This window comes from Serratia sp. AR11 (genome assembly GCF_056376275.1).
Genome location: NZ_CM150739.1, coordinates 324,890 through 347,188 on the forward strand (window position 1 = coordinate 324,890; position 22,299 = coordinate 347,188).

The 22,299-nt window shown below is 54.9% G+C and carries 22 protein-coding genes and 1 tRNA gene; 10 read left to right on the top strand and 13 right to left on the bottom strand.

From position 1 onward, the window contains the following. Positions 1-25 precede the first annotated feature (25 nt). Entirely contained in the window at positions 26-775 is a 750-nt protein-coding gene (gene actS / locus ACSOSI_RS01465; protein WP_012004766.1) for an amidase activator ActS, read from the bottom strand. Positions 776-940: 165 nt separating this feature from the next. Here actS and ACSOSI_RS01470 point away from each other — a divergent pair, with 165 nt between their 5' ends. After that, positions 941-1,687, top strand: coding sequence for a sulfite exporter TauE/SafE family protein (locus ACSOSI_RS01470; RefSeq protein WP_012004767.1), 747 nt, complete (start codon positions 941-943; stop codon positions 1,685-1,687). Between the two features lie 226 nt (positions 1,688-1,913). On the opposite strand, the gene ACSOSI_RS01475 is transcribed toward ACSOSI_RS01470, so the two are convergent. From ACSOSI_RS01475 to aspA, 6 genes are all read right to left on the bottom strand, one after another. Then, positions 1,914-1,989: transfer RNA gene (locus tag ACSOSI_RS01475), tRNA-Phe, on the bottom strand. A gap of 159 nt (positions 1,990-2,148) precedes the next feature. Beyond that, entirely contained in the window at positions 2,149-2,724 is a 576-nt protein-coding gene (locus ACSOSI_RS01480) for a transcriptional regulator (RefSeq protein ID WP_041418443.1), read from the bottom strand. A 40-nt stretch (positions 2,725-2,764) separates the two neighbouring features. After that, positions 2,765-4,471 carry a protein-disulfide reductase DsbD gene (locus ACSOSI_RS01485; RefSeq protein ID WP_476706439.1) on the bottom strand — a complete coding sequence of 569 codons (1,707 nt, stop codon included), beginning with the start codon at positions 4,469-4,471 and terminating at the stop codon, positions 2,765-2,767. Continuing rightward, positions 4,447-4,770 (bottom strand): divalent cation tolerance protein CutA, encoded by a 324-nt coding sequence (gene cutA / locus ACSOSI_RS01490; protein ID WP_012004868.1) that lies wholly within the window; start codon positions 4,768-4,770, stop codon positions 4,447-4,449. The genes ACSOSI_RS01485 and cutA overlap by 25 nt, the downstream gene beginning before the upstream one ends. A 122-nt stretch (positions 4,771-4,892) precedes the next feature. Further along, positions 4,893-6,194, bottom strand: a complete 1,302-nt coding sequence (locus ACSOSI_RS01495) for an anaerobic C4-dicarboxylate transporter (RefSeq protein WP_012004869.1) — start codon at positions 6,192-6,194, stop codon at positions 4,893-4,895. 125 nt (positions 6,195-6,319) lie between these two features. Next, positions 6,320-7,756: an aspartate ammonia-lyase gene (aspA, locus tag ACSOSI_RS01500; RefSeq protein ID WP_017891347.1), complete on the bottom strand. Its 1,437-nt coding sequence runs from the start codon at positions 7,754-7,756 to the stop codon at positions 6,320-6,322. Positions 7,757-8,101: 345 nt separating this feature from the next. Here aspA and ACSOSI_RS01505 point away from each other — a divergent pair, with 345 nt between their 5' ends. From ACSOSI_RS01505 to ACSOSI_RS01520, 4 genes are all read left to right on the top strand, one after another. Continuing rightward, positions 8,102-8,593 carry an FxsA family protein gene (locus ACSOSI_RS01505; protein WP_017891348.1) on the top strand — a complete coding sequence of 164 codons (492 nt, stop codon included), beginning with the start codon at positions 8,102-8,104 and terminating at the stop codon, positions 8,591-8,593. A gap of 185 nt (positions 8,594-8,778) precedes the next feature. Then, the gene (locus ACSOSI_RS01510; RefSeq protein WP_012004872.1) at positions 8,779-9,072 is read left to right on the top strand and encodes a co-chaperone GroES; all 294 of its coding nucleotides are present in this window, start codon (positions 8,779-8,781) and stop codon (positions 9,070-9,072) included. Between the two features lie 44 nt (positions 9,073-9,116). Next, on the top strand, positions 9,117-10,763 hold the full coding sequence (gene groL, locus ACSOSI_RS01515; RefSeq protein ID WP_012004873.1) for a chaperonin GroEL: 1,647 nt from the start codon (positions 9,117-9,119) through the stop codon (positions 10,761-10,763). A 242-nt stretch (positions 10,764-11,005) separates the two neighbouring features. Then, positions 11,006-11,350, top strand: coding sequence for a DUF4156 domain-containing protein (locus tag ACSOSI_RS01520; RefSeq protein ID WP_012004874.1), 345 nt, complete (start codon positions 11,006-11,008; stop codon positions 11,348-11,350). Positions 11,351-11,429: 79 nt separating this feature from the next. On the opposite strand, the gene epmB is transcribed toward ACSOSI_RS01520, so the two are convergent. Next, entirely contained in the window at positions 11,430-12,458 is a 1,029-nt protein-coding gene (gene epmB / locus ACSOSI_RS01525; protein WP_012004875.1) for an EF-P beta-lysylation protein EpmB, read from the bottom strand. Between the two features lie 42 nt (positions 12,459-12,500). On the opposite strand from epmB, the gene efp reads away from it, so the two are divergent. The 4 genes from efp (at position 12,501) to sugE (ending at position 14,055) form a co-directional block, all read left to right on the top strand. Further along, the gene (gene efp / locus ACSOSI_RS01530; protein ID WP_004952647.1) at positions 12,501-13,067 is read left to right on the top strand and encodes an elongation factor P; all 567 of its coding nucleotides are present in this window, start codon (positions 12,501-12,503) and stop codon (positions 13,065-13,067) included. Positions 13,068-13,137: 70 nt separating this feature from the next. Then, positions 13,138-13,266: an entericidin A/B family lipoprotein gene (locus tag ACSOSI_RS01535; RefSeq protein WP_012004876.1), complete on the top strand. Its 129-nt coding sequence runs from the start codon at positions 13,138-13,140 to the stop codon at positions 13,264-13,266. A gap of 122 nt (positions 13,267-13,388) precedes the next feature. Beyond that, a complete protein-coding gene (locus tag ACSOSI_RS01540; protein ID WP_012004877.1) occupies positions 13,389-13,520 on the top strand; it encodes an entericidin A/B family lipoprotein in 132 nt (43 codons plus the stop codon). A gap of 217 nt (positions 13,521-13,737) precedes the next feature. After that, positions 13,738-14,055: a quaternary ammonium compound efflux SMR transporter SugE gene (sugE, locus tag ACSOSI_RS01545; protein ID WP_017891350.1), complete on the top strand. Its 318-nt coding sequence runs from the start codon at positions 13,738-13,740 to the stop codon at positions 14,053-14,055. A gap of 43 nt (positions 14,056-14,098) precedes the next feature. On the opposite strand, the gene frdD is transcribed toward sugE, so the two are convergent. The 4 genes from frdD to frdA are packed head-to-tail and all read right to left on the bottom strand — an operon-like array spanning position 14,099 to position 17,402. After that, positions 14,099-14,458, bottom strand: a complete 360-nt coding sequence (gene frdD / locus ACSOSI_RS01550; RefSeq protein ID WP_085119381.1) for a fumarate reductase subunit FrdD — start codon at positions 14,456-14,458, stop codon at positions 14,099-14,101. A 12-nt stretch (positions 14,459-14,470) separates the two neighbouring features. Then, positions 14,471-14,863: a fumarate reductase subunit FrdC gene (frdC, locus tag ACSOSI_RS01555; RefSeq protein ID WP_017891351.1), complete on the bottom strand. Its 393-nt coding sequence runs from the start codon at positions 14,861-14,863 to the stop codon at positions 14,471-14,473. Between the two features lie 15 nt (positions 14,864-14,878). Then, entirely contained in the window at positions 14,879-15,613 is a 735-nt protein-coding gene (locus ACSOSI_RS01560) for a succinate dehydrogenase/fumarate reductase iron-sulfur subunit (RefSeq protein WP_012004881.1), read from the bottom strand. Beyond that, positions 15,606-17,402 (bottom strand): fumarate reductase (quinol) flavoprotein subunit, encoded by a 1,797-nt coding sequence (gene frdA / locus ACSOSI_RS01565; protein WP_012004882.1) that lies wholly within the window; start codon positions 17,400-17,402, stop codon positions 15,606-15,608. The genes ACSOSI_RS01560 and frdA overlap by 8 nt, the downstream gene beginning before the upstream one ends. 385 nt (positions 17,403-17,787) lie before the next feature. On the opposite strand from frdA, the gene epmA reads away from it, so the two are divergent. Next, entirely contained in the window at positions 17,788-18,765 is a 978-nt protein-coding gene (gene epmA, locus ACSOSI_RS01570; protein WP_012004883.1) for an elongation factor P--(R)-beta-lysine ligase, read from the top strand. 182 nt (positions 18,766-18,947) lie between these two features. Here epmA and mscM read toward each other — a convergent pair whose 3' ends face one another. Further along, positions 18,948-22,295, bottom strand: a complete 3,348-nt coding sequence (mscM, locus tag ACSOSI_RS01575; protein WP_476706440.1) for a miniconductance mechanosensitive channel MscM — start codon at positions 22,293-22,295, stop codon at positions 18,948-18,950. Positions 22,296-22,299 lie beyond the last annotated feature (4 nt).

The following is a 22,299-nucleotide window of genomic DNA, read 5'->3' on the forward strand; positions in this document are numbered from 1 at the left end:
GATGGCGGGTTTAGTCGTCTTGGGATCAACAGGAGGGGGCAGAGCCCTGGGCTGGCAGGAAGCGCAGCGGATCCAATGCGGTAGCACGATAACGGATCTGGAAGTGCAGCATCACCTTGTCGGTACCTGTGCTGCCCATGGTGGCAATCTTCTGCCCGGCTTTCACTTCCTGAGCATTGCGCACCAGCAGAGTGTTGTTGTGGGCATAGGCGCTGATGTACTCATCATTGTGTTTGATCATAATCAGATTGCCATAACCCCGCAGTTGGTTGCCAACGTACACCACCCGCCCTTTGGCTGCGGCAAATACCGGTTGCCCACGGTTACCGGCGATATCGATGCCTTTATTGCCCCCGTCGGCCGTCGAATACTTGCTGATAATGTTGCCCTGGGTTGGCCAGCGCCAGCATTTGATACTGCTGCGGATCGGCGGTGCAACGGCTGCAATCTGGCTGGTTGACTGTGTTTTGCGTGTCTTGCCTTTCTTTGCCGTCGCGTTATTTAACGCCAGCTTTTGGCCAATCTCGAGGTTGTAGGGTTTGGGGATTTTATTGCGTCGCGCCAACTCGCTGACTTCGCTGTTGGTGATCCAGGCAATGTAGAACAGAGTATCGCCACGTTTGACGGTATAGGTGTTGCCGTTATAGCTGCCTCTGGCCAAGCGATCATAATCACGGTCGTAGCTGTTCGATTTCTTTCCGGAGCCGCACCCCAGTAATCCCAGACTGATTACGCACACGGCAATCAGCCGCCATACAGCGAATGTGCTTCCCATACTCAAATATCGTCCTTAAACGTCGTCGCGCTCTATTGTGATCTGCCTATAGTAACATCAACGGTCAGGTGGTCAAAAACGCCCCCGTGGACTAAATTTTGCCGGGCTAAGGCAGAAGGTTTTACCTTTTGGCTCAATAATGTTCATGGATTGGGAACAGCTGATATGCAAGAAACCTTAACGCTCTCCGGTTATCTGGTGCTGGCAGCCACACTATTAGTGGCTTATGTGATCTTCGGCATCGCCGGTTTTGGTTCCGCGTTAGTCGCCAGTCCGATAATGGCGCTTTATATGCCGGTGGCGAAAATCGTCCCGTTGCTGGCACTGCTGGATATGTGCGCGGCGATTGTTAACGTCAGTCGCGACGGGCGGAATGCTCAATGGCCTGAATTAAAAAGGCTGGTCCCACTGATGATTATCGGCAGCCTGTTGGGGGCGGCGATCCTGTTGAAGACTCGACCAGAAATTCTGTTGCTGGCGCTGGGGATTTTTGTGGTGTTTTACGCGCTCTATTCACTCAGTGGTTTAAAGCCCGCTCGGCAATTTTCACCCAGGGCGGCGGTGCCTTTTGGTTTGGTGGGGGGGATATTCAGCGCGCTCTTTGGTAGCGGTGGCTTTATTTATGCCATCTATCTCAGTGGCCGGATTGAGAAAAAAGAAGCTTTCCGTATAACCCAAACCACTCTGATTGGTATGAGTACCCTGACTCGGGTGGTCATTTTTGCTCTGGCCGGTGTTTATCTGGACGTTGACTTATTACTGCTGGCGCTAGTGCTGGTGCCGGGCATGCTGGTGGGAATTACCCTGGGCCGTTACTTCACGTTGAAGATGTCGCGTGAGCAATTCCTCAAGCTCATCAATGTGATCTTGTTGGCTTCCGGCGCTATGTTGATTATTAAGTACTTTAGTTGACGAAGATGGCGGGGCTGGTTATACCTCAGAAAGCAAAAAACCCGCCATAGGCGGGTTCTTCTAAATATGGTGCCCGGACTCGGACAACCGGCGTTTACGCCGGGTTGAACAACGCTTCAGCGTTGGCCCGCAGGGTGAGGCCTCTGGCCGAATAATCGAACTTGTTCGATGGAGAGTCCTACCCCTGAAAAGCAAAAACCCAGCCATAGGCTGGGTTCTTTAAATATGGTGCCCGGACTCGGAATCGAACCAAGGACACGGGGATTTTCAATCCCCTGCTCTACCGACTGAGCTATCCGGGCAACGCGCAGCATTAAACCGTATTGGCCGAAGGCAGTCAACGGCTTTATGAATGAAATCAGGTAAAACGCGTCTGGTTGCTGGCTTTTCGGTCAAAGGGCGCAAAAATTGCGCCGGATTGGCCAAAATTCTGCGGCGGCGGTGCACCGCCGCACACTGAATTAACTTAACGCCCCGTTTCTGCGGCACTGAGCTACCTGCAAGATGTCTTCCGCCAGCCGCTTGGCCACGGAAACGTCCTGTAGCTGGCGTTTTATCAGCAGTTTGCTCAGGCAACCTTCCTGGATCAGCTCCATCTGTTGTGCCACCATATCGGCGTCGTCGGCATCCATTTCACGCAGCAAATCGCGGGTCAGATCCAGCGACGTCAGCTTCTGTTGCTCTGCCAATTGATGGATAGGGTGATCCACTTCCGGGAAAAAGCTGCAGGCAGCGATAAACAAACAGCCGGGATAGCGGTCGTGTTTGACGTACTCTGCCAAAACGTCATAGCGCGCCAACAGTTTTTGCTGTGGGCTTAGAGTCTCGTCCAGCAGCAACTGGCGACGCCAGGTGTCAATTTGCTGGCCATGATAGCGCAGGCAGTCATACAGCAGCGCTTCACGATCCGGCCAGAACCGTTTCAGGTCGCCCGGCTGTACATCGAGTTTATCCGCCAGCATTTCCAGTGTGGTGGTCGCCAGGCCCTGTTGTTCCAACAGCCCCAGTGCCGTATCAAGGACGTGTTCACGTTGCACTTGTGCTTCCTCCAAATTCGGTTCCGATCCTCAGTGTTATTTATTGCACCGTTTTCTGCAAATGCGCGTTGAACGCTGCGGCATCCATAAATCCGGTAACCCGTTGGCTGGTTAACTCTTGCCCCGTGCCGTTAAAGAACAGAATAGTTGGCAATCCCAGGACTTTCAGGTGTTTAAGGAGTGCGACCTGCTCGGCATTGTTGGCCGTGACATCCGCCTGCAGCAGCACGGTGTTGGCAAGCGCAGCCTGAACGCGCGCATCGCTGAAGGTATATTTCTCGAACTCCTTGCAAGCGACGCACCAGTCGGCGTACAGATCCAGCATCACCGGCTTCCCCTGCGCCTGCTGCAGTGCAGCATTGAGCTGATCTACATTACTGATACGCGTGAAGTTCAGGTGTTGTACCGCTGCCTGCTGTGCGCTGCTGGTGCCAAAGGCCCAGTCTTGCAGCGGTCGCGCAGCAATGACGGCCGCAGCCAGCAGCAGTAATTGCAATGCCCGTACCCAGCCGCGGGAGGTCTTCAGGCTCAGCGCGAAGGCCCAGCCGAAGAACGCCAGGCCAAGCAGGCTCCACAGCCGTAGTCCCCACACATCACCGATCACTCGTTCCAGCAGGAATACCGGCAGCGCCAGGATCACAAAGCCGAACGCCTCTTTGACATACTGCATCCATGGGCCACTGCGTGGCAACAGACGGTTACCGAACAGGGTCACCAGCACCAGCGGGATGCCCATCCCCAGCGCATACAGATACAAAGTGCCACCGCCGGCCCACATATTGCCGCTTTGGGCAATGTACAACAGGATGGCGCTAAGCGGCGCTGTGGTGCAAGGGGAGCAAATCAGCCCGGCCAGCGCGCCCATCAGAAATACGCCAGGCAGCGAACCGCCTTGTTGGCTATTGCTCCAGCCCGCCAGCCGGGTTTGCAGTGAAGAAGGTAACTGCAGCGAATACAGACCGAACATCGACAGTGCCAGCGCGATAAACAGCACTGACAGGCCGATGAGCACATACGGATGTTGCAGCGCTGCCTGGAATTGCAAGCCAGCGGCGGCAACCACCAAACCCAGCACAGTGTAGGTTAACGCCATGCCCTGTACGTAAACCACCGCCAGTGCCAGTATACGTCCGCTGCTGTGCGGTTTTTCACGCCCAAGAATGATGCCGGAAATCAGTGGATACATCGGCAACACGCAGGGGGTGAAAGCAATGCCAATACCAATCAGCAGTGCCCACAGGGGGGAGAACGGCAGACTGGCTGGCACCGGTTCTTCTGGTGCGCTGACTGGCAGTGCGGTTGTGGCACTTACCGCATCCAGCGGGATCACCCGCGTTTCCGGCGGATAGCAGAAACCTGCTTCGGCGCAGCCCTGATAAGTCACGCTCAGGCTGGCACCGCTGGTGGCCTGCTGCAGTGGGATCGGCAGATTCAGCTGTTGTTTGAAAATAGAGACTTCGCCGAAGAACTCATCCTTGTGGCTCAGCCCGGCCGGTAGCTCAAAGGAGCCTAACCTTGCCTGCTGCGGCACCAGCTTGATTTGCTGGCGATAGAGGTAATAACCGGGGCGAATTTGCCAGTTCAGCGTCAGCTGGTGGTCTTGCTGCTTAAAATCGAAGGCAAACGCCTGATCGACCGGCACGAATTGGGTGCCGCCGTTAGGGGCGAACAGCGATGCCTGAGCCGCCTGTGGCAAAAAAAACAGGCTGCAAAGCAGGAATATCAATTTAATGAGGCGTTGATCCATAACAGGTAGTCTTTATCTCCAGCCATCACCGGCAGCACCAACAGCTCGGGCGTTTGATACGGGTGATGTTGTTTCAGGTAGTTGAGCAGGGCATCTTGATGGCTGCGTTGACTTTTAAACAGCATCTGCACTTCGTACTCCTGTTCCAGTTTCCCTTCCCAGTAATATAACGATGACGCGCCGGGCAGCAGCGTGACGCAGGCCGCCAGCTTTTCCCCCAAAACCCGGGCCGCCAGGTCTTGAGCCGTGGCTTCATCGGGTGCGGTGCAGAGTATGACGACAGCTTCGCAATCAGACATCTTCAGCCCTCTCATCGAGATTATCAGTGGGCACTATACCTTGAAGGACGGTCGGCTAGAAGGCGAGTTTATCGCCAGTGGGGCGGAGTGGGGAAACCGGGGCCGTAGCCCCGGTGAAAGCATTACAGCATGACGCTGCCCAGCAGGAAGCCGAACAGCACCGCCAATATCACCCCGATGGTGCCGGGAATAAAGAACGGGTGGTTAAACACAAAGCGGCCGATACGTGTGGTGCCGGTGTCATCCATCTGTACTGCGGCGACCAGCGTAGGGTAGGTCGGCAGGATAAACAGCCCAGAGACGGCGGCAAAGGACGCGACGGCGGTCAATGGCGAGACGTTCAGCGCCAGTGCCATTGGCATCAGCGCCTTGGCGGTGGCGGCCTGAGAGTACAGCAGCGCCGAGCAGAAGAAGAAAATCACCGCCAACAACCACGGGTGTGATTGGATCACGCTGCCTGCGGTATCTTTGATCCAATCGATGTTGGCCTGCACAAAGGTGTCACCCAGCCAGGCAACGCCCAGAATACAGATACAGGCGCTCATGCCGGCCTTAAAGGTGCTGGAGTTGAGTACCATATCGGTATCGACTTTACACAGTAAGGTGGTCAGGGTGGCGACGCTCAGCATGATGATCAAAATCGCGTTGGTGGTGTTCATCAAGGGTTTGGCCACCAGGCCCAGACCCGGACTGTTGATAATGGCGTAGGCCACCACGCACAGCACGCCCAGCAGGAACAGCAACACAGACACTTTGGCGCGCGGTTTGATTTCCATCACTTTGTTGCCGCGCAGGGTGACCAGGCCTTCTTCAAGGCGTTTCAGGTAAACCGGATCGTCAGACAGTTTGGAGTCAAACAGCCAGCTTACCAGCAGCGACATCAGTACCACGGCGCAGAAGGTCGAAGGCATCACCACCATCAGCAGGTGCAGGTAGCTGACGCCGTGACCTTCCATTACTGAGGACATGTAGACTACCGCTGCGGAAATTGGCGAGGCGGTAATGGCAATCTGGGCGGAGACCACGGCGGTAGACAACGGGCGGCAAGGTTTGATGCCCTGTTCTTTCGCCACTTCTGCAATCACCGGCAGAGCGGAAAGCGAAATGTTGCCGGTACCGGCGAAGATGGTCAGAAAATAGGTGACGATCGGTGCCAGAATAGTGATGTGCTTAGGGTTCTTGCGCAGCAGTTTTTCCGTTTGCTGAACCAGATAATCCATGCCACCGGCGACCTGCATTGCCGAGATCGCGGCAATGACGGCCATAATGATGGATATCACGTCGAACGGAATGCTGCCCGGCTTCACGCCAATCAGCGCCAGGACTAAAACCCCCAGCCCTCCTGCAAATCCAATTCCGATACCGCCCAGCCTGGCCCCTAAAAAAATGGCCAGCAGAACGATAACCAATTCTACGGCTAACATAGTGTCTACTCCTTAAAATAAGATTATTTGAAAATAAAAAGTTAAAATTTTGTGGGCGATGGAAAGTAAAAAGGCACGCTATCCAGAGGATTTAGCGTGCCTTTTTGGGCTACCGGGTGTGTCTGTTATTGTTCATTTTCATCCGTATAGCGTTTGGCTTTATAGGCTGGGTGCATCAGGTTCTCCACGGAGAAGATGTCATCCAGCTCGGCTTCGGTCAACAGACCGCGTTCCAGCACCACTTCGCGTACGCTCTTGCCGGTTTCAGCACAGATCTTCCCGACGATGTCACCATTGTGGTGGCCAATGAACGGGTTCAGATAGGTGACGATACCGATGGAATTGAACACGTAGTGCTCACACACTTCTTTGTTCGCGGTGATGCCGTTAATGCATTTTTCCAGCAGGTTATAGCAGGCGTTGGTCAGGATATGGATTGACTCAAACATGGCCTGGCCAATCACCGGTTCCATTACGTTCAACTGCAGCTGGCCTGCTTCGGCCGCCATGGTAACGCAAGTGTCGTTGCCAATCACCTTGAAACACACCTGATTGACCACTTCCGGGATCACCGGGTTGACCTTGGCAGGCATGATGGAGGAGCCGGCCTGCAGTTCCGGCAGGTTGATCTCGTTCAGACCGGCGCGTGGGCCTGAAGACAGCAGGCGCAGGTCGTTACAGATTTTGGACAGTTTGACCGCCAAACGTTTCAGCGCGCTGTGCACCATAACGTAGGCGCCGCAGTCGGAGGTGGCTTCGATCAAGTCTTCGGCCGGCACGACCGGCAGGTTGCTGACTTCAGCCAGTTTCTGTACCGCCAACTGCGAATAGCCTTCCGGGGTGTTCAGCGCGGTACCGATAGCGGTGGCGCCCAGGTTCACCTCCAGCAGCAGCTCGGCGGTGCGATGCAGGTTGCGGGTTTCTTCTTTCAGCAACACGCTGAACGCATGGAATTCCTGGCCCAGTGTCATAGGCACCGCGTCCTGCAACTGGGTACGACCCATTTTCAGGATGGTTTCGAACTCTTTGGCCTTGTGGTCAAAGCCTTCGCGCAGTTGGTTGATGGCGTCGATCAACTTTTGGTTGGAAGCGTAAACCGCAATGCGGAAACCGGTAGGGTAGGCGTCGTTGGTGGACTGGCATTTATTGAGGTGATCGTTAGGGTTCAGGTATTGGTATTCGCCTTTCTGATGACCCATCAGTTCCAGACCGATATTCGCCAGCACTTCGTTGGTGTTCATGTTCAGCGAAGTGCCTGCACCGCCCTGGAACACGTCTACCGGGAACTGATCCATGCATTTGCCTTTATCCAGCACTTCATCACAGGCCTGGATGATGACATCGGCGATTTTGCGTGGGATGGTTTTTAGTTCTTTGTTCGCCAGCGCAGCGGCTTTTTTTACCATCACCATGCCACGGACAAACTCGGGCACGTCACTGATTTTGCTATTACTGATATAAAAATTTTCAATCGCACGCAAAGTGTGAACACCGTAATAGGCTTCTGCGGGGACTTCACGTGTTCCTAACAGGTCTTCTTCGATACGAATGTTATTTGACATGAGAACCTTCTTTATATTGCTGCCGAATTAATTAATTGTCAGGTAACCAAATTATGTTGCCGAAGGCTTCAGGCGTGAAACGATTAACCACCGTGCCCGTTGCTGCCCAGATCATATGCTGGTTAGTAATAAATGACTGAATCCAGATCACCTTCTGAGCCTTCTAAAATCACGTGTTTCCCGTTCTGTGATCTCATTCACGTTTACTAACTTTAGCAATAAAAAAGAGCCTTTGGTTGAAATGGCCGTCGGCTGACCCCATTGTATTTAGGTCGGCCGTTTACCGGCCCCTTTTTCGCGTTGTCGCCACTGTGCGGCAACGTAGATCTGCCAGAGGAGAACCAGGTGCGCTGGTTACCGTTACTGCTGATATTTTTATTGGCTTACATAGAAATATCGCTATTTATCAAAGTCGCCGCCGTCATGGGCGTAGCGATCACCCTGTTGTTGGTGGTGTTTACCTCCTGCGTCGGCATTTCGCTGGTGCGTAATCAGGGCATGAAAACTTTCATGCAGATGCAACAGAAGCTGGCCGCGGGTGAAAGCCCGGCGGCGGAAATGGTGAAGAGCGTTTCACTGGTACTGGCGGGCTTCCTGCTGCTGGTGCCGGGATTCTTTACCGACTTCCTTGGCCTGTTGCTGCTGCTGCCGCCGGTGCAGAAGTCGTTGACGCTGAAGCTGATGCCGCATCTTTCCGTCTACCGTCCTGGCGGTTGGGGAACGGGGGGTGATGCTGCCAACGGCAACACCTTTGACGGTGAGTTTCAACGTAAGAGTGACGATCGTTATACCCTGGGAAGCCAGCCTGAAGATCGTGACAAACCTAACGACAGATAAAGAAACGCGGCCCAGGCCGCGTTTCTTGTATCCGTAGCTCAGTTTTGCCATCAAAAGCGAAAATTTTTTTGGCTGCCCCCTTGAAGGGGGATGGAATGCCCCCATTTCAAATCCCACGAGGCCGGTAATCATAATCCGGTGACAACCCTAAATCTGATAGAGACCTTCTTACAGGAGAGCGTTCAATGAGTATTCGTCCATTGCATGACCGCGTTATCGTCAAGCGCAAAGAAGTTGAATCAAAATCTGCTGGCGGCATCGTTCTGACTGGCTCTGCAGCGGGTAAATCTACTCGTGGTGAAGTAGTAGCAGTGGGTAAAGGCCGTGTGCTGGAAAACGGCAACGTCCAACCACTGGATGTGAAAGTTGGCGATATCGTTATTTTCAACGACGGTTACGGCGTGAAAGCAGAGAAGATCGACAATGAAGAAGTGTTGATCATGTCCGAAAGCGACATTCTGGCAATTGTTGAAGCGTAAGAACGCTTTATCTTCTGAACTGAACGAGTTGAAGGGAAATACCAATGGCAGCTAAAGACGTAAAATTCGGCAATGACGCTCGCGTGAAAATGCTCCGCGGTGTGAATGTTCTCGCTGATGCAGTAAAAGTGACCCTGGGCCCGAAAGGCCGTAACGTAGTGCTGGATAAATCCTTCGGCGCTCCTACCATCACTAAAGATGGCGTATCTGTTGCTCGTGAGATCGAACTGGAAGACAAGTTCGAAAACATGGGTGCGCAGATGGTGAAAGAAGTTGCCTCTAAAGCGAACGACGCTGCGGGCGACGGTACCACCACTGCAACCGTACTGGCTCAATCCATCATCACCGAAGGCCTCAAAGCAGTGGCTGCCGGCATGAACCCGATGGATCTGAAGCGCGGTATCGACAAAGCGGTTATCGCCGCTGTTGAAGAACTGAAAAAACTGTCCGTACCTTGCTCCGACTCCAAAGCCATTGCTCAGGTTGGTACCATCTCTGCAAACTCCGACGAAACCGTGGGTAAACTGATTGCAGAAGCGATGGAAAAAGTGGGCAAAGAAGGCGTTATCACCGTTGAAGAAGGCACCGGCCTGCAAGACGAGCTGGACGTTGTTGAAGGGATGCAGTTCGACCGCGGTTACCTGTCTCCGTACTTCATCAACAAGCCAGAAACCGGTTCTATCGAGCTGGAAAGCCCGTTCATCCTGCTGGCTGACAAAAAAATCTCCAACATCCGTGAAATGCTGCCAGTACTGGAAGCCGTGGCGAAAGCCGGCAAACCACTGCTGATCATTGCTGAAGATGTTGAAGGCGAAGCGCTGGCTACCCTGGTGGTTAACACCATGCGCGGCATCGTGAAAGTGGCTGCGGTTAAAGCACCTGGCTTCGGCGACCGTCGTAAAGCCATGCTGCAGGACATCGCTACCCTGACTGGCGGTACCGTTATCTCTGAAGAGATCGGCCTGGAGCTGGAAAAAACTACCCTGGAAGATCTGGGTACGGCCAAACGCATCGTTATCAACAAAGACACCACTATTATCATCGATGGTAATGGTGAAGAACCTGCGATTCAGGGCCGTGTGTCCCAGATCCGTCAGCAGATCGAAGAAGCAACTTCTGATTACGACCGTGAAAAACTGCAAGAGCGCGTAGCGAAACTGGCTGGCGGCGTTGCGGTAATCAAAGTCGGTGCTGCTACCGAAGTTGAAATGAAAGAGAAGAAAGCTCGCGTTGAAGATGCTCTGCACGCAACCCGTGCTGCAGTAGAAGAAGGCGTGGTTGCTGGTGGTGGTGTTGCACTGATTCGTGCAGCGTCCAAACTGAGCGAACTGCGTGGCGTGAACGAAGATCAGAACGTGGGTATCAAAGTTGCGCTGCGCGCAATGGAATCACCACTGCGTCAGATTGTTCTGAACTGCGGCGAAGAGCCATCTGTTGTTGCCAACACCGTGAAAGCGGGCGAAGGTAACTACGGTTACAACGCAGCAACTGAAGAATACGGCGACATGATCGCGATGGGTATCCTGGATCCAACCAAAGTAACCCGTTCTGCTCTGCAGTACGCGGCTTCTGTGGCTGGCCTGATGATCACCACCGAGTGCATGGTAACCGACCTGCCAAAAGGCGACGCACCTGATTTAGGTGGCGCTGGCGGTATGGGTGGCATGGGCGGCATGGGCGGCATGATGTAATCATCCCCCACGCTTGCGTGTGCAGAAGCCCCGGCCAATTGGTCGGGGCTTTTTATTTGCGTGCTTTGTCGCACGGCATTTGATGATATTTTTGCAGACCGGGCTGATTTAGCTGGTAAACTGATAGTTCATCAGCCGTCGCTCAAGACGTTGGCCAGCTACCAGTGGCAACGGATGCTTAAGAGATGGCAACGCTTTCTGATAAGCTTTTGCGGAATTCTCAATATCATATGGGGAACAAGATGCGGATTAAAGCCTTACTGGGTCTTTCGGCAGCCGTGCTGCTGGCAGGCTGCAGCAGCACCAATGAACTGTCCGCCGCAGGCCAGCAGGTTAAATTTACCGACACCAAACCGGCAGCAGAATGCCAGCTGGTGGGCGAAGTGACGGGTACCCAGAGCAACTGGTTGTCCGGTAACGGTGGTGAAGGCAGCTCCATGCGCGGTGCGGCAAACGATCTGCGTAACAAGGCAGCGGCGATGGGCGGCAATGTGATTTACGGCGCAACCAGCCCAAGTCAGAACCTGCTTTCAAGCTTTGCTCCGCTGGACAGCAAAATGGCCGGCCAGGTTTATAAGTGCCCATAACGGCCTAATGAACAACGCGTAACATAAAAAAGAGGCATGCTCCGGCATGCCTCTTTTTGTATCTGCAATATACCGCTAATCAGTCTTGCATCAGGTGCAGATCGAGAGGAGTTTTGCTTGGCTTACCGCCGACCTCACGGGTCAAGCGTGGCACCATATAGCCGGAAATCTTGCCCAGCAGCGCTTGCATGATAGTGCGTGCCTCATCATCACTGACCATAAAGTGTGCAGCCCCCTGCACCTTATCCAGTACGTGGATGTAATAAGGCAGAATGCCTGCGTCAAACAACGCGTTGCTCAGTGCCGCCAGCGTATCGGCATCGTCATTGATACCGCGCAGCAGCACGCTTTGATTCAGTAGCGTGACGCCAGCCAGACGCAGTTGCGCCATGCTGGCCTGCAGTTCGCGGTCAATCTCATTGGCATGGTTGATGTGCGTGACCATCAGCACCTGCAGGCGCGATGCCGACAGCCGCCGGCACAGCTCCGGTGTAATTCGCGCGGGGATAACCACCGGCAAGCGGGTGTGAATGCGCAGACGTTTTAGATGCTCAATGGCTTCCAGTTCACCGATTAGCCAGTCCAGCTCATGGTCTTTTGCCATCAGCGGATCGCCACCCGAGAAAATAATCTCATCGAGTTCCGGGTGTTGGCGGATATAATCCAGCGCCTGACGCCAGTTGGCCTTATTGCCCTGGTTGTCCTGATACGGAAAATGGCGGCGGAAGCAGTAGCGGCAGTTGACCGCACAGCCGCCCTTAACCAGCAGCAAAGCACGATTACGGTATTTATGCAGCAGCCCCGGCACTACGCTACGCTGTTCATCAAGCGGATCGGTGGTGAAGCCAGGCGCATTGATGAATTCTTCGCTGGCAGTCAGAACCTGGCGCAGCAGCGGGTCATTGGCATCGCCAGGCTGCATGCGGGCTACGAAAGAGCGGGGGACGCGCAGCGCAAACAACCGACGGGCTTCACGGCCCTGTGGCAATTCCGGATGCGTATTCAGTGACAAAAGCTGCAGTAATTCATCGGGATCGGTAATAACATCGGCGAGTTGATGCAACCAATCTTCTCTATATGCCGTATTTTGGGTTATAATGTGTGCCATTTTTTTGGCTAAGCTACCAGTTTAAATATTCAGAGGGCCATCATGGCGACTTATTCTAGCAACGATTTCCGTCCGGGTCTTAAAATCATGTTCGAGGGCGAGCCTTACGCTATCGAATCCAGTGAGTTTGTTAAGCCGGGCAAGGGCCAGGCGTTTGCGCGCGTTAAAATGCGTCGCCTGCTGACCGGCAGCCGTGTAGAGAAAACCTTTAAATCTACTGACTCTTGCGAAGGTGCAGACGTTGTAGATACCAACATGAACTACCTGTACAACGACGGTGAGTTCTACCACTTCATGCACCCTGAGACTTTCGAGCAGCACGGTGTTGAAGAGAAAACCGTATCTGACGCGGCAAAATGGCTGCAAGATAACGCAGAATGTATCGTTACCCTGTGGGACGGTCGTCCTATCGCTGTTCAGCCACCGAACTTCATCGAAGCTGAAATCACTGATACCGATCCTGGCCTGAAAGGCGATACTGCCGGTACCGGCGGCAAGCCTGCGACCCTGAGCACCGGCGCCGTGGTTAAAGTGCCATTGTTCGTGCAGATTGGCGAAGTTGTCCGTGTTGACACCCGCTCTGGCGAATACGTATCACGCGTAAAATAAGTTTCAATACAAAGGAGCCTCGTTGGGCTCCTTTGTTTTATCCCCGCAAATTGTTGGCAGAATCTGCATAATGAAGAAAACTCTGTTGGCCGTTATCTCCCTGTTGCTACTGATGTCCCTTAGCGGATGTAATACTTTCCGTGGATTCGGTGAAGACGTTCAGCACCTTGGCGGCGCTATCTCGCGTACGGCCAGTTAATAAGTATCAAATGCACTAATGTATTAGTGCGAAATAAGACCATTCTAAACAGCAACTCTCGCTGATATTTACTAAGCTTAGAAAGCCGTACTTTTTCATCACTGACAAATAAGGGCTTTCATATGCTGAAGAAAAGTATTATCGCGATTTTCTCTTTGATGTTCTTGGCCTCATTGACCGCATGCAATACCACTCAAGGCGTGGGCGAAGATATTCAGGCTGGTGGTAAGGCCATCCAGCGTAGCGCCGAATAACCCACCTTGCTGATTTCTGCGGTATTCCGCGAACGGCCGCAAAAGGGCATCGTCGTGGGATACCGCTTTCTCCGCTGAGCCTTTCCCGGCAGGCACCTTTGTGCTGTTATCCTCCCTGGCTGCAGGTATAATCTCCGGGCATATCACAACGCTAAACGGGACGACCTGTTTACGCATCTGTATCCGGGGACGACCCCATGGTAATGGAGCCTGTTTCATGGCTTGGATTATTCTGCTTATTGCCGGTTTGCTTGAAGTAGTGTGGGCTATCGGTTTGAAATACACTCACGGTTTTACCCGTCTGACACCCAGCCTTATCACTATTGCCGCCATGGTGGTCAGTATGCTGTTGCTGGCGCATGCCATGAAAACGCTGCCGGCCGGCACGGCCTACGCGGTCTGGACCGGTATTGGTGCGGTAGGTGCCGCGATTATGGGGATGGTGCTACTGGGCGAATCAACCAATATCGCACGCATTCTCAGCCTGTGCCTGATCGTTGTCGGCATACTCGGGCTGAAGTTCAGCAGTCATTAAGAGATGTAAAAGGCGGCCAACGGAAGTGGCCGCCAGAAGAGGCTTACAGAGTCACTACGCCGATCACGGTCACTACGCTGAGGATGGCAGCCAGGCCGTAGAAGACCCATTTGCCGGCCGGCACATGGATTTTCAAATCGTGCATCGCATGGTGGATACGGTGCAGACCGCACCACAGCGGCAGGATAATCATCAGCAACAGGAACAGGCGGCCGATCAGGCTCTGGCAGAAGGCCAGTACGCGGTCATAGCCCAGCGCATCGCCTGGGAATAACCCCAATGGCAGCAGAATGCCGACCAGCAGCACTATGGCGGGGGCGATAATGGCTCCCCACATGCCGCCGGCGCCGAATAATCCCCAGAAAACCGGTTCGTCTGAGCGTTTAGGTGCTTGATTTATCATGTTTCCTCCGGATTACACCAAGGCCACGGCCAGAATGACCACGCTGGCAACTATCGTCACCGCCCATAGCGTTTTCACTATTGGCCCCGGGCCCATTTTCTCGCTGTTAACCACAATGTTGGCGGCTTTTGGCGCCAAATCGAACCAGGTCTTGGTATGCAGCAGTGCGGCCAGTAGCGCGACGAAGTTAATCAGCAGCACCAGCGGGTTTTGCAGAAAACCGACGAAACCGGCCCAACTGTCTACTCCGCCTTTTAGCGCAAAGACGCCGTAGATCAGCACAATACTGAACCAGACCGCCGGCACCGAGGTGCCTTCACGCAGCATATAGAAACGGTAGAAGCCGAGCTTTTGCCACCAGGTCGGCGTCATGGTGCGCACATAGGGCTTACGTTGTGTTGTCATTGCTGTTTATCTCCCTTATTGCGGCTTCAGCATGGCGATCATGAAGTCTTTGGCACTTTCTACCTTGCCCTGCTGGATGGCAGCGGCCGGGTCGACGTGTTTCGGACATACTTCAGAGCAGTAACCGACAAAGGTACAGCTCCAGACGCCATTGTCACCGTTGAGCTGCGCCATACGCTGTTTCTGGCCGTGGTCGCGGTTATCCAGGTTATAGCGGTGCGCCAGGGTGATCGCCGCCGGGCCGATAAACTCAGGGTTCAGGCCGAACTGCGGGCAAGCGGCATAACACAGACCGCAGTTGATGCAGCCGGAGAACTGGTGATACTTGGCCATCTGCGCCGGAGTCTGCACGTTAGGGCCATCTTCCGGCTTGCGGTTATTGCCGATGATGTAAGGCTTAATCGCCTCCAGACTTTCGATAAAGTGGGTCATGTCGACCACCAGATCGCGCTCAATCGGGAAGTTGCCCAGCGCTTCGACCTTCATGCCGCCAGTGTACTCGCGCAGGAAAGTTTTACAGGCCAGCTTTGGTACCCGGTTGACCATCATGCCGCACGAGCCGCAGATCGCCATACGGCATGACCAGCGGTAGGAAAGGTCGGGGGCCAGGTTATCCTTGATGTAGCCCAGGGCGTCGAGCAACGAGGTTTGCTCATCATAAGGCACCGCGAAGGTCTCGAAATGCGGCTCAGAGTCGCGTTCCGGGTTATAGCGCATGACCTCGATTTTCAGGGTGTTCATCTCAGCCATTTGCCTGCTCCTTATCCTTTTTATCCTGCGCTTCGGCTTCAGCGCCGTAAACACGTTTGGCCGGTGGCAGTTTGGTGATCTTCACGTCGCTGTATTCCAGGCGTGGTGCGCCGTTCGGGTTATGGAACGCCAGCGTATGCTTGAGGAAATTCACGTCGTCACGTTCGGTGCAGCCTTCGTCCAGACGCTGGTGGGCACCGCGGGATTCTTTACGGTTGAAGGCGGAATGCGCCATGCATTCGGCCACGTCCAGCCCGTAACCCAGCTCGATGGTGTACAGCAGATCGGTATTGAACACGCTGGAGCTGTCGGTAATTTTGACGCGCTTGAAGCGTTCTTTCAGCTCGGCCAGTTTATCGACGGTTTTCTGCATCAGTTCCGGCGTGCGGTAAATACCGCAGCCTTCTTCCATCGACATGCCCATCTCGTCGCGGATTTTGGCCCAGTTCTCGTTGCCTTCCTGTTTCATCAGGTTGCTCAGCCGGGTTTCGACGTCGCGCCCTTGTGCATCCAGAGCACTACCGTTCGCCGGGCCGGTTTCCAGCGCGCGGCGAGCGGCTTGTTCACCGGCTACCCGGCCGAACACCACCAGTTCCGCCAGCGAATTGGAACCCAGACGGTTGGCGCCGTGCAGGCCGACGGAGGAACATTCACCGACGGCAAACAGCCCTTTGATACGGGTTTCGCAGTTTTGATCGGTTTCAATGCCGCCCATGGTGTAGTGCGCGGTCGGACGTACCGGGATCGGCTCTTTCACCGGGTCGACGCCGACATAGGCCTTGGCCAGTTCACAGATGAACGGCAGACGTTCCAGCAGTTTCTTTTCACCCAGGTGGCGCAGGTCGAGATAAACCACGTCTCCGCGTGGGGTAGCAACGGTACGGCCGGCACGCCATTCATGCCAGAAAGCCTGTGAAACCTTGTCGCGCGGGCCCAGTTCCATGTATTTGTTCTTTGGCTCACCCAGCGGGGTTTCCGGCCCCATGCCGTAGTCCTGCAGGTAGCGGTAGCCGTCTTTGTTTACCAGAATGCCGCCTTCGCCACGGCAGCCTTCGGTCATCAGGATACCGGAGCCCGGCAGGCCGGTAGGGTGATATTGGACGAACTCCATATCACGCAGAGGTATGCCGTGGTGGAACGCCATGCCCATGCCATCACCGGTGACGATACCGCCGTTGGTGTTATAGCGGTACACGCGGCCGGCACCGCCGGTAGCCATGACTACCGCATTGGCACGGATCTGCACGCGGGTGCCTTCCATCATGTTCATCGCCACCAGGCCGCGGGCCTGGCCGTCATCCACCAGAATATCCAGCACGAAGTGCTCGTCGAAACGTTGGATTTGCGGGTATTTGAGCGAGGTCTGGAACAGGGTGTGCAGCATGTGGAAGCCGGTCTTGTCGGCGGCGAACCAGGTGCGCTCAATCTTCATGCCGCCGAAGCGACGTACGTTGACTGAACCGTCCTCTTTACGGCTCCATGGACAACCCCATTGCTCAAGCTGGGTCATTTCGCGCGGGCAGTTGTGGACGAAATGGTCGACCACGTCCTGTTCACACAGCCAATCGCCACCGGCAACGGTGTCGTTGAAGTGGTAGTCGAAGCTATCGTGATCCTGAGTGACGGCGGCGGAGCCTCCTTCAGCGGCAACCGTATGGCTGCGCATCGGGTAGACTTTTGAGATTAGCGCGATTTTCAGTTGGGGGTTGGCTTCCGCTGCGGCTATTGCTGCACGTAAACCAGCACCCCCGGCCCCAATAATGGCAAGATCGGCGTTAAAGGTTTGCACTGCATTCCTCCAATATTCTTGTTAAGAACGGCAAATTAAATATCTATGCTTAATATTTATAAAAAACTTCGGGTGCTAACTAACTGAGTTTATTGTCGTTGCATTAATACTAAGGATAGATATCTCCCACCAATAATGTGGAATTAACTATACCTAAAGTTAAGTAGAAGAAATTTGATGTGATCGATTGTTTTGCCTTTTAACCGCCGACCGGGAGGATAATTTACCGCAGGCAGGATTTAACGTTTATTCACCTTTTATTAACCTTATTACTAACTATTTATCAGGTAATGTCGCGGTTAAAAGTCCAGGGCCTGTTAAGAATTTGTTTGCATGCCGGGATACGAGTAGACTGCATCCCCTGTTTGATTTCGGAGTAATTACCATGAGCGAAACGGCAAGCTGGCAGCCAAGTGCACCCATCGCCAATTTGTTGAAGCGCGCAGCGATCCTGACTGAGATCCGGCGTTTCTTCGCCGATCGTGGCGTATTGGAAGTTGAGACGCCAACCATGAGCCAGGCGACGGTCACCGATATCCACCTGTTCCCGTTCCAGACGCGTTTCGTCGGGCCCGGCGCGGCGGATGGCCTGACGCTGTACATGATGACCAGCCCGGAATACCACATGAAGCGCTTGCTGGCGGCGGGCAGCGGTCCGATCTATCAGATGGGGCGCAGCTTCCGTAATGAAGAAGCCGGCCGTCACCACAACCCGGAATTCACCATGCTGGAGTGGTACCGCCCGCATTACGACATGTACCGTCTGATGAATGAGGTGGACGATCTGCTGCAGCAGGTGCTGGATTGCGACAGCGCGGAAACCCTGTCCTATCAGCAGGCTTTCCTGCGCCATCTGGATATCGATCCGCTGTCAGCGGAGAAGGCACAACTGCGTGAAGCGGCGGCCAAGCTGGATCTGAGCAACATTGCCGATACGGAAGAAGATCGCGATACGCTGTTGCAGTTGCTGTTCACCGTCGGCGTGGAGCCGCACATTGGCCGTGACAAACCGGCGTTCGTTTATCACTTCCCGGCCAGCCAGGCGTCGCTGGCGGAGATCAGTACCGAGGATCACCGGGTGGCGGAGCGTTTCGAGGTTTACTTCAAAGGCATTGAGCTGGCGAATGGCTTCCGTGAACTGACGGACAGTCGCGAACAAGGACAGCGTTTTGCCCAGGACAACCGCAAGCGTGCGGAACGTGGCCTGCCACAGCATCCGATTGATAACAACCTGCTGGATGCTTTGCAGCACGGCATGCCTGAATGCTCTGGCGTGGCGCTGGGGGTTGACCGTTTGGTGATGTTGGCGTTGGGTGCCGAGAGCCTGAGTGAAGTGCTGGCGTTCCCGGTCGATCGCGCATAACTATATATCCGTCGTCTTTCAAGCCGCAGCGTTGTTACCTGCACTCGCTCACCCCAGTTACTTACTGAAGTAAGCGCCTGGGGATGAGCGAGCTGGGCGCCTAGCTGCAACATGAAAGCCATAGGATATATTGTGGTGATAAAAGGGTTCGGCCATGGCCGAACCCTTTTTGCATTCTGCGCTTACAGACTGCCTGATTCGCGTTTGGTGTTCGGCGGCGGGGTGGACGGCGGCGTACGGCCATTGCTGGTCAGGCGTGAGAGCGTCTCGCTGCGTACCTGGAACGGTGGGTATGGCAGCGTAATGCCGTGTTCGCGATAACCGTCCAGAATCAACTGATGGATCTCGTGGCGTAGCGGCATGCGGTGGCCCATCTCGGCGGCATAGATACGCAACTCAAAGATCTGGATGCCCTGCTGCAGATCGACCAAATACACCTCTGGCGCGGGGGTATCGAGCACCAGTGAACAGCGTTCGGCAGCGTTGGTCAGGATCTTGGTCACCTCTTCGCTGTTGGCATCCCCTGGCGCCGGCACGGTCAATACCACACGGGTCAGGTTATCCGACAGCGACCAGTTAATGAACTGTTCGGTGATAAAGGCCTTATTCGGCACGATGATCTCTTTGCGATCCCAGTCCGAAATGGTGGTGGCACGGGTGTTGATCTTGGTGACGCTGCCGGTCAGATTACGGATCGTCACGGTATCGCCAATGCGGATCGGCTTTTCGAACAAAATGATCAGGCCGGAGATAAAGTTGGAGAAGATCTCCTGCATACCAAAGCCCAACCCCACGCTGAGCGCGGTCACTACCCATTGCAGTTTCGACCACTCAATACCGATCCAGGAAAAACTCAGTACTGCGCCGAACAGCAGCAGCAGGTACTTGGTAATGGTGGTAATGGCATAGCCGGTACCCGGCGTCAGATCCAGATGCTGCAGCACCGCCAGCTCCAGCAGAGCCGGTAGATTACGTACCAACTGCATGGTGACGATCAGCACTAAAATGGCGATCAGCACCGCGCCCAGGGTGATGGGGTGTGGGGTATCCACGCCGTTAACCGTGGAGCTGACGTTCCACAGGGTGATGTTTTCAAGGAAAGCGAAGGCGGAATGGATCTCCGACCACAGGACGATCACCGACACCAGCGCGATCATGGTCAGGATCGAACGCACCAATCGCAGCGACTGGGCGCTGATGGTGTCCAGATCGATCTCCGAATCATCCATGTCCATCGAGCCTTCGGTACTGTTAGGCGTATGCGGCGTTTCCTCTTCGCCTCTGGCGCGCTGCGCCAGGATATCGGCGCGGCGCTGCTTGGCGCGGTCGAAGGCGATGCGCCGCCGTTGGATCAGCATCCAGCGACGGATAATATGGTAAATCACCAGCAGGAAGAACCAGATGGCTACCGAGGTTTCCAGACGCGCCAGCAGCGCCTGCGCCGTGGTCAGGTAACCGACGGCCGAGGCCAGCGCCGCCAGCACCGGAGCCGACAGCAGCAGCCCCCACAGCGCGGTGTTGACCATGTTCTCGCCGGAGCCTTTCTTGTCCAGATACAGCGGGATGCCGGCACGTTTCAGGCTGTTGGTTACCAGGGCCAATGCCAGACATAGCAAGATAAAGCACAGCCGGCCGAGGGTGTTGGCAAATTCGCGCTCTTTCAGGCTGTCGAAGGTAATCAGCGCCATGATCAGCGGCACGATCAGCCAGATCGACATCTTGTAGTAACGCATGGCGCGTGAAACCTGCTTCACTGGCCAGCGGAAGTGCACGATAAACAGCCCCTGGGGGTGGGCAAAGGCGGCGCAGATCATACAGACCCACAAAATAGGCAGCGTGGCGGTGACGCCCTTGCCGATGGCTTCGGCTACCGGATAGTTCCAGGCACTCTGCAGGCCAAAACCGAGCGCCGCCCACAGCACCGGTAGTGGCAGCGCCACCAGAATCGACCAGAACACGGTGCGAACCGTCAGGAAAAACTCATCCTGGGTAACTTTGCCGACCCGGCTGCTGGCCCGGGTCAGGAAGGCGTGGTAGTGCTTGCGGGAACTGATGCTGAAAATCACCAGCAACAGGGCACCGAAAATCGGGATTAGCGTTTCCTTGCTGGTCACCATCATCATAAAGGCGCCGCCGAGTTGTGACAGCGTATCCAGTGACAGTAACACAGTGAGATCGTGCGCCACGTTAATCGGGTAGGACAGGTTGATCGGATTAATGTCCGGCACCCAGAACAGATAACGGTGGGTGGCGTCCCGGATTTCGTTCAGGGCCTCAATCAGCTGGGTGTTGGCCACTTTCAGCTTGGTCAGCTCGAGAATTTGGGTATCGCAGCCGGAAAGCAGTGAATTGAGCAGTTCGCGCTGGGTACGCAACTGGGCGTCGACGATACGTCGTTCCGCGCTGGTCAGTTCGCTACCGTCGTCGCGTTTAAACTCCCGCTGTGAGAGCTTCTCCAGTTGGCTTTCAAACTGCAGCCGCTGTACGCGCAGCTGAGCCATATCGCCGTCCAACTGCTGTGGCTTGGGCATTTCCGGCAGCGTCGCCACCTGGGCGCGCAGGGTTTCTCCCAGTGCGGACGAGGAGCCAAGCCATTGGGCCTGTTCGATGATGGTGCTTAATGCCTGGCGTACCTGCAGCGTTTGCGCGGCAGCCTGACGTTGTTGGGATGAGATCAGATCCATGCGCTGGGCCTGATTGTTCAACGCGGCGGAAAGCTCACGGTTGATCTGTAGCTGCTGGCTGATGCTTTTTGGCAGGTCACCGTTCTGCTCGGCCAACTGTTCGGTTTTTTCCAGTGCCAGTTCGGCTTCACGTTGCCGCTGGGCATTGAGGTTATTGCGCAGCGCCTGCAGTTGGATGTCGATTTTCTCGTGGCGCTTTTTGTAGACTTCAGCGCGCATCCGCGCCAGTTCCTGACGATTATTGGCCGACAGTTGCGCCAGCTCGAGTTCATCGACCTTGGCCTTGCGCGCAGCGGCTTCGGTTTGCAATAGCGCCAGTGCGGCCTGAGCATGCGGGGTAGTTGGGTTAGCGGGTTGAGCCTGCAGACGGCGCTGCACTTCCGTCAGCGCCCGGCGAGCGTCGGTCTGCTGCTGTGGCAATTGGCCGAGAGAGTCGCTGATTTCCCGCGTTCGCTCCTGCTCCTGTTGCAGCAGACGGGCTTGTTCCAACAGCAGGCTGCTGGTCTGCAGGATCTGCTGCTCCAGATCGCTGGCCGGCAGGTTGTCGCCATTCGGCAGGATCTTGCTTTCTTCAATGACCAACTGACGACGCAGTTCCTGCGTCATCTTCGGGAAATCGTCAATCACCCGCTGATACTGCTCAACACGCGTCAGCGACTCTTTGCGTTCCGATAACCAGTTGAGGGCGCTTTGCAGCGCCTCAGTGGTTTCCGCCTGATTAGGCGCGTTTTTGTTGCCTTCTGCCTGCTTCAGCTCTTGCTTGAGCTGTGTTTCGGTAGGCACCGCGGCGGCCAGCACCGGTTGAGACAGTAAACAACCGAGCAATAGCGTGATAATCAGGCGCACAGTA